The 14,436-nt window shown below is 75.7% G+C and carries 11 protein-coding genes and 1 pseudogene; 8 read left to right on the plus strand and 4 right to left on the minus strand.

The genetic code is table 11. The features are described from left to right. Together UK82_RS43030 and UK82_RS20980 are read right to left on the minus strand one after the other, a co-directional pair. A partial coding sequence (locus UK82_RS43030) for a GDP-mannose 4,6-dehydratase (protein WP_396230606.1) occupies nucleotides 1-148 on the minus strand: 148 nt, incomplete at its 3' end. A 14-nt stretch (nucleotides 149-162) separates the two neighbouring features. Beyond that, nucleotides 163-2,478 carry a bi-domain-containing oxidoreductase gene (locus tag UK82_RS20980; protein WP_055408861.1) on the minus strand — a complete coding sequence of 772 codons (2,316 nt, stop codon included), beginning with the start codon at nucleotides 2,476-2,478 and terminating at the stop codon, nucleotides 163-165. 173 nt (nucleotides 2,479-2,651) lie between these two features. Here UK82_RS20980 and UK82_RS20985 point away from each other — a divergent pair, with 173 nt between their 5' ends. From UK82_RS20985 to UK82_RS21015, 8 genes and pseudogenes are all read left to right on the plus strand, one after another. Further along, nucleotides 2,652-3,782, plus strand: a complete 1,131-nt coding sequence (locus UK82_RS20985; RefSeq protein WP_055408864.1) for a glycosyltransferase family 4 protein — start codon at nucleotides 2,652-2,654, stop codon at nucleotides 3,780-3,782. Then, a partial coding sequence (locus tag UK82_RS39120; protein WP_236706235.1) for an NAD-dependent epimerase/dehydratase family protein occupies nucleotides 3,779-4,226 on the plus strand: 448 nt, incomplete at its 3' end. The genes UK82_RS20985 and UK82_RS39120, both read left to right, overlap by 4 nt. A 1-nt stretch (nucleotide 4,227) precedes the next feature. After that, nucleotides 4,228-4,741, plus strand: a pseudogene (locus tag UK82_RS39125) (epimerase); the annotation flags it as partial. 50 nt (nucleotides 4,742-4,791) lie between these two features. Continuing rightward, complete coding sequence (locus UK82_RS20995; protein WP_055408868.1) at nucleotides 4,792-6,249, plus strand: glycosyltransferase family 4 protein; 1,458 nt, start codon at nucleotides 4,792-4,794, stop codon at nucleotides 6,247-6,249. Further along, a complete protein-coding gene (locus tag UK82_RS21000) occupies nucleotides 6,246-8,051 on the plus strand; it encodes an FkbM family methyltransferase (RefSeq protein WP_055408870.1) in 1,806 nt (601 codons plus the stop codon). Before UK82_RS20995 ends, UK82_RS21000 begins: the two co-directional genes overlap by 4 nt. Continuing rightward, a complete protein-coding gene (locus UK82_RS21005) occupies nucleotides 8,048-9,043 on the plus strand; it encodes a glycosyltransferase (RefSeq protein WP_044883079.1) in 996 nt (331 codons plus the stop codon). Before UK82_RS21000 ends, UK82_RS21005 begins: the two co-directional genes overlap by 4 nt. Beyond that, nucleotides 9,040-10,215: a glycosyltransferase family 2 protein gene (locus UK82_RS21010; protein ID WP_055408872.1), complete on the plus strand. Its 1,176-nt coding sequence runs from the start codon at nucleotides 9,040-9,042 to the stop codon at nucleotides 10,213-10,215. The genes UK82_RS21005 and UK82_RS21010 overlap by 4 nt, the downstream gene beginning before the upstream one ends. Then, nucleotides 10,212-12,230 carry a heparinase II/III family protein gene (locus UK82_RS21015; protein ID WP_055408875.1) on the plus strand — a complete coding sequence of 673 codons (2,019 nt, stop codon included), beginning with the start codon at nucleotides 10,212-10,214 and terminating at the stop codon, nucleotides 12,228-12,230. The genes UK82_RS21010 and UK82_RS21015 overlap by 4 nt, the downstream gene beginning before the upstream one ends. A gap of 232 nt (nucleotides 12,231-12,462) precedes the next feature. Here UK82_RS21015 and UK82_RS21020 read toward each other — a convergent pair whose 3' ends face one another. Both UK82_RS21020 and UK82_RS21025 read right to left on the minus strand, forming a co-directional pair. Beyond that, a complete protein-coding gene (locus tag UK82_RS21020; protein WP_083507290.1) occupies nucleotides 12,463-13,362 on the minus strand; it encodes an FkbM family methyltransferase in 900 nt (299 codons plus the stop codon). Continuing rightward, the gene (locus UK82_RS21025; protein ID WP_055408939.1) at nucleotides 13,359-14,432 is read right to left on the minus strand and encodes a glycosyltransferase; all 1,074 of its coding nucleotides are present in this window, start codon (nucleotides 14,430-14,432) and stop codon (nucleotides 13,359-13,361) included. The genes UK82_RS21020 and UK82_RS21025 overlap by 4 nt, the downstream gene beginning before the upstream one ends. Nucleotides 14,433-14,436 lie beyond the last annotated feature (4 nt).

Below are 14,436 nucleotides of genomic sequence, written 5' to 3' on the forward strand. Positions count from 1 at the left end.
ACCCGAACACCTCATAACCCTTCGCGGTCAACAACTCACCCAGATACAACCCGTCCTGACCGGTAATCCCGGTAATCAGCGCACGCGGCACGTCGTCATCCTTTCTTTCGCCGGGGCGAGCCGGCGGCGGCGGTCGTCGTCGTCGCAAAGAAACGGTTCCAGTCAGGCCCGGACGTCACCGGAGCTGCACACCGCCTCGACGCCGAGCGCGTCGGCGGCGGCAAGGGTGGCCCGGCTCGACGCGAGCAGTTCCGCGGTCACCGCGGCATCGCCGCCGCGGCACATCCGCAGGAAGGCGGCCGCGGCATCGCGGTGCCCCTTGTCCTGGACCCCCTTCCACACCGACCGGCCGTCGACGACGAGCTCCCGGTAGTCGTCGATGCGGACATGGCGGCTCCCCGCCAGGGCCTCGACCTGTTCCTTGCGGGCTGCGCGGGGCCGGGCGGAGCTGTAGGCGATGGTCGACAGCGACCCGTCGGCGTGCCGCAGCGACACCGCCAGGTCGGGGGCGAGCAGCAGCTCGGCCTCCCGCCCCGCGAGCGCCGCGACCGCCTCGACCTCGCTGCCGGCGAGCGCCGCGCAGGTGTCGACGAAGTGGCACACCTCGCCGAGCAGGCGACCCCCCTGGACCCGGTCGTTGTACCAATGGCCGGCCGGTACCGCGCCGGCCGCGATCCGGTAGACGGTCGTGAGCGGCCCGGTCCGCGCCGCCAGGGCCGCGCGGGCGGCGCCGACCGCAGGCGAGAACCGCCTGTTGTAGCCGACGACGAGCGCGCCGCCGCCGACCGCCGCCGCCTTCTCCACCCGCTCCAGCTCGTCGAAGCTGAGCGCGAGCGGCTTCTCGCACCACACGTGCCGCCCCCGTTCCAACGCCCGGGCGGCGAGCCCCGCGTGCGTGGCGTGCGGCGTAGCGATGACGACGACGTCGATGTCGTCGTCGTCGAGGACGGCGTCGGCGCCGGCCACCGCCCCGGCGAAGCCGTGCCGGTCGGCGAACGACCGCGCCGAGCGGCCGCCGGCGGAGGCGACCGTGACGAACTGGTCGAACCCGGCGGCCCGGAACGCGGGCAGCAGCACCGCTCCGGAGAACGTCCCGGCGCCGATCCAGCCCACCCGGCTGCCGCGGCGCCCCGCCGGCACCCCACGCTGGCGCGGCAGTCCCAGGCGGGGGCGGGGGCGGAGGCGCGGCGCGGCGGCGAGCCCGGGCGCGGGCAGCCGCTCCGCGTCGTCCGCGGTCCGCCCGCCCGCCGCCCGCCCGCTCGCCGCCCGCCCGCTCGCCGCCCGCCCGCTCGTGTCGTCCGCGGTGCGCCCGCCCGCGTCGTCCCCAGGCCGGCGGCTCGCCGGCAGGGCCGGGACCTCGGCCGGGTAGTCGAACCGGATAGCCAGGTACGGCTCGCTGCGACCCGCGACGAGCTCGTAGGCCCGCGGCGCCGCGTCGATGGGAAAGGCGTGCGTGACCAGGTCGTCCACGCGTAGCCGGCCCGCGGCGAGCAGGTCGAGCACGGCCTCCTGGTTGCGCCCCTCGGTCCAGCGCACCTGTCCGGCCGGGTAGTCCACCCCCCAGTCCTCGTACCCGCGCTCGTAGCGTCCCGGTCCGTAGGAGCGGGCGAAGCGCAGGGTGAGCTCCTTGTCATAGAACGGCGCGCGCAGCAGGCCCAGCCCGACGTCGCCGACGACGACGAGCTGCGCGCGGTCGCGGGCCAGCGCGGTCGCCCGCATCACCGGCTCCGCCGATCGGCCGGCCGCGCAGATGAGCACCGCGTCGGCCCCACGGCCCCGGCTCCAGGCCCGCACCGCGGCCGTGGTGGCCTCGCCGACCTCGGCGAGCGCGTGCACGCCGACCGCCGCGGCGGTCGCCAGCGGCAGTTGCGCCAGGTCGATGCCGGCCACCTCGCAGCCGCTGGCCAGCGCCAGCCGGGCGGCGAGCTGGCCGACCAGGCCCAGGCCGACGACGACGACCTTCGCTCCCGGCCCGACCTCGGCGAGGCGCAGCCCGTGCAGAGCGATGGACCCGATGGTGGCGAACGCCGCCGCCGCGGGCTCCACCCCGTCGGGCACCCGCGCGCACAGCAGCCCGGGCACGGCCTGGAACTCGGCATGGTTGGCCCGACCCGCACCGCCGGTGGCGACGAGGTCACCGGGGCGGATGCCGGCGACCGCCGAGCCGACCTCGACGACCCGGCCGCAGCCGCTGTAGCCGAGCGGCACATCGCCGCGGAGCCGGTCGCGCACCGACCGCGCCGCCGGCACCAGTCCGTCGGTCCGGGCCTTCTCCGTCACCTTGCGCACCAGGTCGGGGCGGGCCCGCGCCTTGGCCAGCAGCCCGGCGCGGGCGAGTTCGGTGACAGCTCGTTCGGTGCCGGCCGACACGATCGTCGCCGCCGTCGCCACCAGCACCTCGGTCGGGCCGATGACCGGCACGGGCACGTCGAGCACCCGCACCGCTCCCCCGGATGCCGCCTGGACCACCTGTTTCATCGCGCGAACCTCCGGTGAGCGTCGGCGAGCCCGGCCCCCGGCCGGTAGCGGCCGGGGGCGGCCGCGCGGGACACCCGCACCCGCATCGTGCCGCTCAGTGTAGTTGATGCATTACATTCAGCGATGAACGCCGCTCGTGCTCCACCCGACGTGTCAGAGCCGGAGGAACGCCCGTGCTGGGAGCGCCGGCCGCCGCGTGCATCGTCACCCTGGCGGCGACCCCGATCGTCATCGTCTGCATGCGGCGCCTGGCCGCGATCGACGAGGTCACAGCGCGCTCCTCGCATCAGGCACCGACCCCGCGCGGCGGCGGCATCGCCGTGGTGCTCGGCCTGTTCGCGGGCGTCCTCGTCATGCTCCTCACCCGTGGCGGCACCGACTCCCCCGACCTGTTGCCGCTGACCGCGGCGGCCTCCCTGTTCGGGCTGATCGGGCTGGCCGAGGACGTCGGCGGGGTCACCGCGATGCGGCGGCTGGCCCTGCACACCGCCACGTCGTTCGTCGTCGCGGCGATGGCGGTGCTCGGCGCCGTGCTCGGGGACGCGACGCCCGGCCTCCTCACGGTCCTGCTGGTGACCGTCGCGGCACCCGTCTGGATCACCGGCTTCGTCAACGTCTTCAACTTCATGGACGGGGTCAACGGCATCTCCGCGGTCACGGCGGCGCTGGCGGGCGGGGCCTTCGCGGCCCTCGGCGCCGCGCAGGACCTGCCCACGGCGACCGCCGGCGGGGTCCTCGTCGCGGCCTCGGCGCTCGGCTTCCTGCCGTTCAACTTCCCCCGGGCCCGGGTCTTCCTCGGCGACGTCGGCAGCTACGCGCTGGGTGCCGTGCTCGCCGTGCTCACCGTCCAGGCGGTGCTGGCCGGCATCCCACCGGAGTCGGCGCTCGCCCCGACCGCTCTTTACCTGACGGACACCACCGCCACGCTGGCGCGACGGATCCGCGCCGGGGAGCAGTGGTACTCCCCGCACCGCTCGCACGCCTACCAGCGGCTGACCATCGCCGGCTGGTCGCACGTGCGGGTCACCGGCCTCGTCGCCGCCGCGACGGCGGTGCTCATCGCGCTCTCCCTGGCCGCCTTCGGCCCGCTGCCCGGCCGGCTCGCCGCGGACGCCGCCGCGGGGCTGGTGCTGCTGGCCTACCTCCGTGCACCCCGGTGGGCGGCGCGGCGCGGCCGGACCGCCGCCCACCCGCTCACGGCTCGCCCCGCCGCGCCGTCGCCCCACCAGCCCGCCCGGCTGCCGGCACAGCGGCGGACCGACGACGAGCCGGACCGCCGGGCAGCGCCGGGGAGGACCCGATGACGAGGATCGCCCTGTTCGGCGCCACCGGTTTCATCGGCGCCGCGTGCGCGGCGGCGCTGGCCGGCGCCGGCCACGAGGTGCTGCCCCGCCCGGCGCGCCGGTTGTCGGTCGACGGCGAGGCCCTGACCGGGACCCCCGAGCGCGCGTACCGACCCCACCTGGCGGGGCTCGCCGCCGAGCTCGACGGCTTCGGGGCGGTCGTCAACGCCGCGGGGGTGGCGGTGTCGGCCGCCCGGCTGTCACCCGAGCTCGTCGGGGGCAACGCCGCCTGGCCCCGGCTGCTCGCGGACGCCTGCGAACGGGCGGGGGTGCCTCGGCTCGTCCACATCAGCACCGCGGCGGTGCAGGGCCGGGTCGACCGGCTCGACGAGAGCCTCCACTACGCGCCGGTGAACCCCTACGCCCGGTCAAAGACCCTCGGCGAGCAGCTCCTGCGCGACGCGGNGGCGGCCGGCCGCGTCGAGGTGATCCTCTACCGACCCCCCTCCGTGCACGGCCCGGGGCGGCGGATGACGACCGCCTTCGCCGCGTTCTGCCGCCGCTGGCCCCTGGTGACGTGCGGGGACGGCAGCCAGCCCGTGCCGGTCGCGCTGATCGGCAACGTCGGCGCGGTGGTCGCCGCGATTCTGGCGGCGACCACCGCGCCTCTGGTGGTGTCCCATCCCTACGAGGGACACACCGTGCGCAGCCTCTACGGGACGTTCGCGCCGGGCCGACCGCTGCACCCGCTGCCGACGCGGGCGGTCCGGGGACTGCTGCGCAGCGCGGAGCCGACCGGGCAGTGGCTGCCGCCGCTGAGCGCGGTGTGCCGCCGAGCGGAGCTGCTGCTGTTCGGCCAGGGACAGCAGCGGGGCTGGCTCGACGCGCGGGGCTTCCGGCTGCCGCTCGGGCAGCCCGCCTGGGACGAGGTCGCCGCCGCGACACGCGGACGAGGCACTACCAATAATCACTCCAAGTAAGGTCTACGCTACTTTTAGCAATAGTCGTCGACGGCTGGAGGTCGAACTCCGTGTCCCCCCTGCCCGGCCGCCGCGTCCTGGTGGTGACGCACTACTTCCCCCCGGAGATCGGGGCACCGCAGGCGCGGCTGTCGGAGACGGCCCGGGCGTGGGCGGCCGACGGCCTCGACGTCACCGTGCTCACCGGGATGCCGAACCATCCCACCGGGGTGATCCCGCCCGAATATCACGGCGCCTGGCTGCGCACCGAACGGGTCGACGGCTACCGCGTCGTGCGCACCCGGCTGTACGCCACCCCCAACGAGGGCGTGGTCCGCAAGACGCTGTCCCACCTGTCGTTCATGGTCTCGAGCGTCCTGCTCGGCGGCTGGCGGACCGGCCCGTGCGACGTGGTCGTGGTGTCCTCGCCGACCTTCTTCCCGCTGGGCTCGGCGTGGCTGCTCGCCCGGCTGCGGCGGGCCCGGCTGGTCGTGGAGGTGCGCGACCTGTGGCCCGCCATCTTCGAACAGCTCGGCGTCATCACCGACCCGCGCGTCCTCGGCCTGCTCGAACGCCTCGAACTGGCCGCCTACCGGGCCGCCGACGCCGTGGTCACGGTCACCGAGGGCTTCCGCGACGACATCGTCCGCCGCGGCATCGCGGCAGACAAGGTGCACGTCGTGCGCAACGGCGTCGATCTCGACCGGTTCCACCCCGACACCGTCGCGCCGGTCGGCCTGCGCGCGCGGCTGGGCGCGCCGGGTGGGGAGACCCTCGTGCTCTACATCGGCGCCCACGGCATCTCGCACGGCCTGACCGCGGTCGCCAACGCCGCCGCCCTGCTCGATGACGCGCGGCTCGATGACACCCGGCTCGATGACACCCGGCTCGATGACGCGCGACTCGATGACGCGCGGATCCGGTTCGCCTTCGTCGGGGAGGGCGCCGACAAACGCCGGCTCGCCGAGCACGTCCGCGGCCTGGGGCTGACGAACACGGTGCTGCACGACGGCGTGCCCCGCGAGCAGGTGCCGGGCGTCATCGCGGCCGCCGACCTCTGCGTGGTGCCGCTGCGAGACGTGCCGATGTTCGACACGTTCATCCCGTCGAAGATGTTCGAGCTGCTCGCCGCCGGTCGGCCGGTGATCGGCGCGGTGCGCGGCGAGGCCGCCCGGATCCTCACCGCCGCCGGGCAGGTCGTCGTCCCCCCGGAGGATCCCGCGGCGCTGGCGGCCGCCGTCGCGCACCTGGCCGCCGACCCGGAACGGCGGGCCCGGATGGGGCGCGCCGGCCGGGCGCACGTCGAGCGGCACTTCGACCGCGACGAGCTGGCCCGGTACTACCGCCGGCTGCTGTTCGACCGCGCCACTGCCGACCGCGCCACTGCCGGTCGCGCCGACAGCGACGGGCGAACCCCCGGCGTGCCGGACCCTACGGTCCCGGCGCAGCGGGTAGCGACACCCGCCCCGGACCACGACCCGGCCGGGCAGCAGACGGCGCTGACACCTGGATCGGAGGCACTGGCTTGAAGATTCTGGTCACCGGGGCAACGGGGTTCCTGGGCAGCCGGGTGGTGCCCCGCGCGCTCGCGCAGGGGCACGAGATCGTCGGGCTGGCGCGCAGCGCCACGGCCGCAGCGGCGCTGCGCCGGCAGGGGGCTGCGGCCGTCACCGGCGACCTCGACGATCCGGCCGGGCTGGCCGCAGCGTTCACCAAGGCGGACTGCACGGCCCTTCTCAACATCGCCTCGCTCGGCTTCGGCCACGCCGACGCGATCGTGTCCGCGACCCGGGCGGCGGGCATCCGCCGGGCGGTGTTCCTGTCCACCACCGGGATCTTCACCTCGCTCGACCCGCCGTCGAAGCGCGTGCGGATCGCGGCCGAACACACGATCGAGACCAGCGGGCTGGACTGGACGATCATCCGCCCGACGATGATCTACGGCGGATCGGACGACCGCAACATGGCCCGGCTGCTCGCGCTGGTACGCCGCGTTCCCATCCTGCCGCTGCCGGGCGGCGGGCGGCGGCTGCACCAGCCCGTGCACGTCGACGACCTGGCCGCGACCGTGCTGCGGGCGCTGAGCGCCGACGCGGCGGTCGGGCGCGGCTACGACGTCGCCGGTCCGCGGGCGCTGTCCCTGCGCCAGATCGTCGCCGCAGCCGCGGCGGCCGAGGGTCGCCGGGTGTACTGCGTTCCGGTCCCGGCCCGCCCGGTCCTCGCCGCCGTCCGCGCGTACGAGCGCCGCGCCGCCACGCCGCGGCTGAAGGCCGAGCAGATCGCCCGCCTCGCCGAGGACAAGGCCTTCGACATCGGCCCCGCCATGCGCGACCTCGATCACCGGCCGCGGCCGTTCGGCGTCGGCATCGCCGAGCAGGCCGCCGCGCAGCGTCGCGCCGCCGGCCGGTCCGCCCCGGCGGCCCGGGCGAGCCGGCGGGCGCGTGTGATGAGCCGGCCCGACCAGCTACGCCGGCTGATCCGCGACGTCCGCGACGTCGCCGCCGTGGCAGGCGGATCCACCGCGCTGCGCTTCGGCGCCGCGATCGTCCACCACGCCCCGGCCGTCCTGCGCACCGGCACCCTCGACGCCGCCGACCGGGCCATGGCCCGGGGCAGCCACACCTACCGCCCGCTGCCGGGCGTCCAGATCACCCTGCCCGGCGGGGCGTTCGGGGGCGCCCGGGAGATGTACTGCCGCGGGGTCTACCACGCGCTGCCCGGATTCGCGCCGGCGGCCGGGGAGATCGTCGTCGATCTGGGGGCGAACCAGGGCCTGTTCTCGGTGCTGGCGGCCCGGGCGGGGGCCGACGTCATCGCCGTCGAGGCGCAGCGCGGCTTCGCTTCCGCCTTCGTCAACCATGCCGCCGCCAACGGCGTCTCCCACCGCATTCAGCTTCTGCACGCCCTGGTCGGGCCGTCGACCGGGGTGTTCGCCGACCCGCGGGCGCGCCACGGCGCCACCCACTGGGAGGGCGACGTCGACGGGCTGACGATGGCCCAGGTCCTCGAGTCCGGGGGCGCCGACCGGGTGGACCTGCTCAAACTCGACATCGAGGGCTCCGAGTTCGCCCTGTTCGACGAGCCGGGCTGGCTGGAGGCGGTCGGCCGGCTCGTGATGGAGGTGCACCCCGCCTTCGGCGATCCGGCGGCTCTCGTCGCGCGGCTGCGCCGCCACGGGTTCGAGGTGACCCTGCTCGCCAACGACCTGCGCCGCGTCCGGGATCTGGCCGGGGCCTCGTCGGGATACCTCTACGCCCGCCGCGACGGGTGGTCTGCGGGCACCGCGGCCGCCGGCCCGCCCGCCGCAGTGCCCGCCGGGATACCCGGATGAGCCGGGCGGGCGGCCCGGTCCTCGTCGACTGTGCGGGGGCGCAGATGGGCGGCGCGTTGCGGTTCCTGACCGAGCTCGACGGGTTCCTGGCACCGCGGCCCAGCGCCGGCGTCCGCCTGATCGGCCGCGGCCGGCGAGTCGCGCCGAGCTGGCTGGCCCGCCGCGAACGCCCCGGCCGCTACCGGCGCACCGTCGCCCTGAACAACGTCGGGTACCTCGCCACCCGCGGCGAACGCTGGGTGTTGCTGCGCAACGCGCTGCACTTCCTCACGCCGGCCGAGGTCCGGGCGCTGCCCGGCGGGCTGCCCGCCGACATCGCCCGTGCCGCGCCCGTCGTGCGACTGCTCGCCCGCCGCGCCGACGTCGTCGTCGTGCCGGCATCGTCGATGGCCGAACGGGTCCTCACCGCCCTGCCGGACCTCGCCGACCGCGTGGTCGTCCGGCCCCACCCGCTGTCCCCCCCGCCGAGGCCCGGCGAACGCAGCCGCGGCACGATCCTGTGCCCGGTGCTGTTCGCCTCGTTCAAGCCGATGGGCCGGCTGCTCCGCCTCGCCGACACCGCCGCCGCGATGGTCGCCGAGCAGACCGGCGAGCCGGTGTCGATCGTGGTCACGGCTACCGACACGGAGGCCCGGGTGCAGGGCCTCGCCGACTGCCGGTCGCTGCGCTTCGTCGGGCGGCTCACCCCCGCCGCCCTGCGCGGCCATCAGCGGCGAGCCGGCGCCCTGCTGTACCCGACGACGGCGGAGTCCTTCGGCTACCCCCTCGCCGAGGCCCGACTGGCCGGCCTGCCCGTGATCGCCCGCGACACCGGGCACAACGCGGAAATCGCCGGTCCGGTGCTCGTGCCGTACCGGGACGAGTCCGCCGACGATCTCGCGGCGGCGATGCACGCCACGCTCACGCTGACGCCACAGCCCGAACCCGCCAACCCGTTCGATCCCGTGGACTACTTCACCTGGCTGCTCGATGCGGAGGAACCGGCGCTGTGATCACCCGAAGCCAGCGGCCCACCGCCGACTCCCGCGAGCCGGCCCCGCCCTCCGGCGGCCGCGCGGGCTGGCCCGTCCCCTACGACGCTGCCGGGCGCGACGCGACCACCGGCCAGGCTACGACCACCGGCCAGGCTACGGCCACCGGGCAGGACACGGCCACCGGGCAGGACGCGGTCGGCCCGGTGCCCGCGCCGGGGTCCGTTCCGGTGACCGCGATCATCCTCGCCCGGAACGAGGCGCCGAACATCGTCCGGGCGGTCGGCTCCGTCGGCTGGTGCGAGCAGGTCGTCGTCGTCGACTCCGGCTCGACCGATGACACGGTCGAGCTCGCGCGCCGCAGCGGCGCCGCGGTCTGGCACATCCCCTGGCGGGGCTACGCCGGCCAGCGTCAGCAGGCCATGATGTCCCCGGAGGTCCGCCACGACTGGGTGTTCTTCCTCGACAGCGACGAATGGGTTTCGACCACGCTCGCCACGGAGATCGCCAGTCGGCTGGGCACGGAGGAGTGCGTCGCGTACAGCCAGCGGCGCCGGTTCGTGTTCGACGGCCGGTGGATCGCGCACAGCGGATGGTACGCCAACAGCTGGCAGGCCCGTCTGCTCGACCGGCGGGCCGCCTCCTTCGACGACAGCGTCAACTACGGCGAGCGGGCCAGCGTGGCCGGTCCGGTCGCGCGCCTGGCTGCCGACCTGATCGACGAGGACCGCAAGGGCCTCGCCGCCTGGCTGCGCAAGCACGTGCACTACGCCGAGCTGGAGGCGCAGCGCCGCACGGCCCAGCCGGCCCTGCGCGAACGGATCTCCCGCATCCGCCGCGAGATCCGTCATCCCGGCCGCTCGACCCGCCCGCTGGGTCGCAGCATCGCCAAGGACGTCGTCTTCCCGCTCGTCCCGGCGAAGCCGGCGGCCCTGTTCTGCTACATGTACGTGCTGCGGGCCGGTTGGCGCGACGGCCGGCAGGGGCTGCTGTTCTGCCTCTACTACGCCTGGTACGAACTCACCGTCGGCGCACTCGCCCGCGCCGGTCACACGGGCGCCCCCGGCGCAACCGGTGAGCCCGGCAGGGGCGACACAGCCGCGGCAACCGCGCCGGATGCCGAGCGCGCAGTGCCCGTCCCCAGACAGCGCACGATCCCCGCCGGCGCCGCGAAGGGACCGATCGGCGCATGAACCCCCCGGCGGATCTCGGTCGCTACCTGCGCACCGTCGCACGCCTGCGACCACGTCAGGTCACCGCCCGCGCGCGGCTACGCGGACAGCGCGCCGTGCTGCGCCGCCATCCCCCCCTGACCGCGGCGATGCTGCGCGGCCGCCCGTCGGCGGGGCAGTGGCCGGCCGGGTTCGTCCCGGTGGACGAGACGTGCCCACCCCCGGGTCCGACCGTCGACGAGCTCGCCCTCGGCCGGCTGACCCTGCTCGGCCATGCCCGCCCGCTCGGCCACCCCGACCCGCTGAGCCACACCGACCCACCCGACCCTGTCCGCGACGTGGACGACGATCCGGCGCGCTGGGACTGGGAGCAGGCCGGCGCCCCGCTGTTGTGGCGCTACCACCTGCACTACTGGGACTGGGCGTGGGCGCTGACGCCCGGCGGTGATCGGGAGCGCGCCCTGTTCGCACGGCTCTACCTCGGCTGGCGCGCCGCGGTCACCGTCGGCCATCCGGTGGCCTGGTCGCCCTACGTCGCCTCGCTGCGGGCCTGGACGCTGTGCGCGCTCGGCCCGACGCTGGCCCGGGACACCCCCGCGCGGGACGTGCTGCGCGCCGATCTGGGCGTCCACCGATCGTTCCTGCGGATCCACCTGGAGACCGACGTCGGGGGCAACCACCTGCTGAAGAACCACAAGGCACTGATCGCGCTGGCGGTGGCCGCCGACGACCCGAGCGGGCTGCGCCACTGGGTCGACCAGCTCGTGCGCGAGACCCGCCGGCAGGTGCTCGGCGACGGTGGCCACTACGAAAGGTCGCCGTCCTACCACTGCCAGGTCCTCGCCGACCTCGACGACGTCGCCGGATTGCTCGCCGCGGGCGGGTGGGCCGTACCGATCGAGCTGCTCGACGCCATCACCCGGATGCGGGCCTGGCTCGGTGCGGTGCTCGGTCCGGACGGCACGGTGCCGCTGCTCAACGACGGGTTCCCGGTGCGCCCGGACCTGCTGCGCCGGCTGCTGCCCTCGGTGCCGGCGCAGCCGCCCCCACCCGGCCCCGAGGTGAACCCGCCCGCCGGCGTCACCAGCCCTGCCGGCGCTCACGGCCGGACCGGCGTCCCGGCCGCCACGGGTGCGGGGGGACCAGGCCGGGCCGGCGGCCTGCTGCTGGCGGACAGCGGGCTGGCGGCGCTCACGGCCGGTAGCTGGCATCTGCTCGCGGACGTCGGCCTGCCCTGCCCCGACGACCTGCCGGCGCACGCGCACGCGGACACCCTCGGCTTCCTGCTGTGGCTGGACGGCCGCCCGCTGCTCGTCGACGTGGGCACCTCGACCTACGCACCCGGGCAGCGCCGGGACGCCGAGCGCGGCTCCGCCGCCCACAACACCGTCACCGTCGACGGCGCCGACTCGACCGAGGTCTGGGGAGCGTTCCGCGCCGGCCGCCGCGCCCGCCCCACCCTGGTCACCATGCGCCACCGCGATGAGGTGGCGACTCTGACCGCAGGGCATGACGGCTACCGCCACCTGCCCGGCCGGCCCATCCACTGGCGCACCTGGCGGCTCGACGCGGACGGCCTCACCGTCTCCGACCGGATCAGCGGCGGCGGACGACACCGGCTTGCCGTGCTGTTCCACTTCGCGCCCGGGGTGACGCTGGCCGCCGCCCGCCGGCCCGGTCCCGGCGGCCCACCGGAGCCCGCCGCCCTCGACGTCACCACCCCCACCGGGAGATGCCTGCTGCTGCGCGCCGGCGGACCCGGCCGGTGGCACGTGCGCACGACCCGGCGAGCAACCGGCTGGGAACGGACGGTGGCCGCCCCCACCGCCGAGTTCCGGTTGGACGCCGAGCTGCCCGTCGAACTGCACGCGACGCTGACCGCCCGCGCCCCGAGTCACTCCTCCGACCGGCCCCCCGGCCCCAGCCGCGCCGCCAGTCCCCTCGACGCCCCGCGTCTGCCCGCCGCCCCACCTCCGCTCGACGCCTCGCATCCCCTCGACGCCCCGCGTCGCGCCGACGCTGACCCGTCGCGCTGAGCGCCGCCGCGAGGGCGGGTTGAAGTACCTGCGGCCGAGCCTCGCCCGCGTCGATCCGATGCTCACCGGTCTCGCCGCCGAGGTGATCTGACCCGGCCACATCGTCTGGGACCTCGGCGCGAACCTGGGCCTGTGCACGTTCACCGCGGCGCGGGCGGTCGCGGGCAGTGATGGCGGTCAACGCGAGCCCGACGACCGCGACTGGCGACGGCGTGTCCGTAGCGGGGGTGGCTCAGGTGGGGTCGCGGGTGAGGGCGGCGACGACGCCGTGGCGATGCAGGACACGGAAGCCGAGCCCGCAGGCGGCGGCAAGCAGCTCGTCGGTGGTGACGCGGCGGCCAGCGAAGACCGTGTCGTGCAGCTCGATCACGGCGAGACGGCAGCCGTCGAGCGCACCGGGATCACCCAGCAGGAACGACGCCTCGGCCCCCTCGATGTCGCTGATGAGGTCGAAGGCGTCGATCCGACGGTCGGCCAGCAGGTGGCGAAGCGTCACCCCCGGCACGGCCACGGCGCCCGGACCGGCGGCGTTGTCGCTGGCGGTGGTGGGGGCGCTGGCGGTGGTGGGGGCGGTGGTGGGGGCGGCGGGAGTCGTGTCGCGCAGCCGCGAGCCGAGGGTGGTGGCGGCGATGTCGAACAGCACCGGGCCGGGCCGTTCACTGATCGCCAATGCGGCGACGTCGAGCGTGAGGTGGGCGGTGTGTGGCTCCAGCCGTCGCCGCAGGCCGGCGGCGAGGTCGGGGTTGGCCTCGACGCAGACAAGACGGGAGCCGGGAGCCAGCCGGCTGGCGATGTGCGCGCCGGTGACGCCGAGGCTCGCGCCGAGTTCGACGACTGTCCCCGCCGGGCCCACGTAACGGTGGATCATCCTGATCTCGGCGGTTTCGTAGAGCCGCCAGAACAATGCCGCCCGCTGCCGCGGAGTGAACACCGGATCGGTGACGTCGAAGCGGACGCCGTGGTTGCGGATCCGGTTACGGGTGGCGGCGCCCACGACCGCCCCCGCGGCCGGGCTCGTCAGCAGCCCAGCCGTCGAGATCTTGGCCCGCAGGAGCAGCCCCGCGCGGCTGGGCCGGTCGGCCGCGCCGGTCCGGTCGGCGGGACCCGGGCGCCCGCGGCGTGGGACGGTCACAGCAGCACGCTCAGCAGGGTGTCGAGCCGCTGCTGGTAGGTGTGGTCGCGGTGGCTGCGGGCGCGGGCGGCGTCGCCCAGCGCCCGAACGCCGGCCCGGTCGGCGGCGCAGCGTTTCAGGTGCGCCATCAGCTCGGCGAAGTCGGTGAAGCCGAGGATCTCCCGCTCCTCGGTGAACAGCTCGGGCAGCGCCGCGCGCCGCTCGCAGACGACTGTCGCGCCGCAGGCGGTCGCCTCGAACAGGCGGCAGTTCACGCTTTCCATCTCGGCCGGGTGCAGCGCGTTGATCACGGCGAGGGCACCGCGGAAGACGGCGGCCTTCGCGGTTCCGGTGACGAAGCGGCCGGTGTGGCAGGCCAGCACCCGCGGGTCGCGCAACCAGCGCGGCGGCGGCGGACCGTACAGCCGCACGGCGATCCCGGCGTCGAGGAGCTGGTGGACGAGCCGGACCCGCACTCCGTAGGTGTTGCCGACGAACACCGCGTGCGCCTCGTCGTCCACCGCCGAGGGCGGCCGGTGGCGCGCCGGATTGCAGGCCTCGGGCAGGTACCAGGCGGGCAGGTCGAGCACGTCCGACAACCGGCGGGTCAGCAGCGGGTCGCTGAGGAACAGCGCGTCGTAGTCCCCCATCAGGAGGTACTGGCGCCCCAGGTTCACCACCGCGTCCGGGAACCACAGGCCCACGCGGACCCCCCGCCGGCGCAACGTCCGCACCGTCGAGGGCAGCAGCCGGGCGTCCGCCGAGAGCACCACGTCGAGGTTCTCCCGCTCAACCCGGTCGATCAGACGTCGCTGGTGGAGGTGGTCCGGCCGGTCCGACACGGTGCGCGCCGCCAGCGCCGCGCCGGCCAACCAGCGGCCCCGCGGCAGCGGCACCGCCGGACCCAGCGCCACGGCGTGCACCCCCAGATCGGGCAGGCAGTCGACGATGTTGTCGGCGAAGTCGTCGAGCCCCACCGGGCCGACAACCCCGACCCGCAGCGCGCCCGCGGACGGTGTACCCGCGGACGGTGTACCCGCGGACCGCGCATCCATCGATGACGCCGCGTCGCGTCCAACGTGTTCGGTCACCTTC

Origin of the sequence: Frankia sp. ACN1ag, from assembly GCF_001414035.1 — a bacterium.
GTDB lineage: Bacteria > Actinomycetota > Actinomycetes > Frankiales > Frankiaceae > Frankia > Frankia torreyi.

Coding starts and splice junctions, on each gene's coding strand:
- UK82_RS21015 (WP_055408875.1), top strand. CDS start 10,212: ATGAACCCCCCGGCGGATCTCGGTCGCTACCTGCGCACCGTCGCACGC.
- UK82_RS20980 (WP_055408861.1), bottom strand. CDS start 2,478: ATGAAACAGGTGGTCCAGGCGGCATCCGGGGGAGCGGTGCGGGTGCTC.
- UK82_RS21005 (WP_044883079.1), top strand. CDS start 8,048: ATGAGCCGGGCGGGCGGCCCGGTCCTCGTCGACTGTGCGGGGGCGCAG.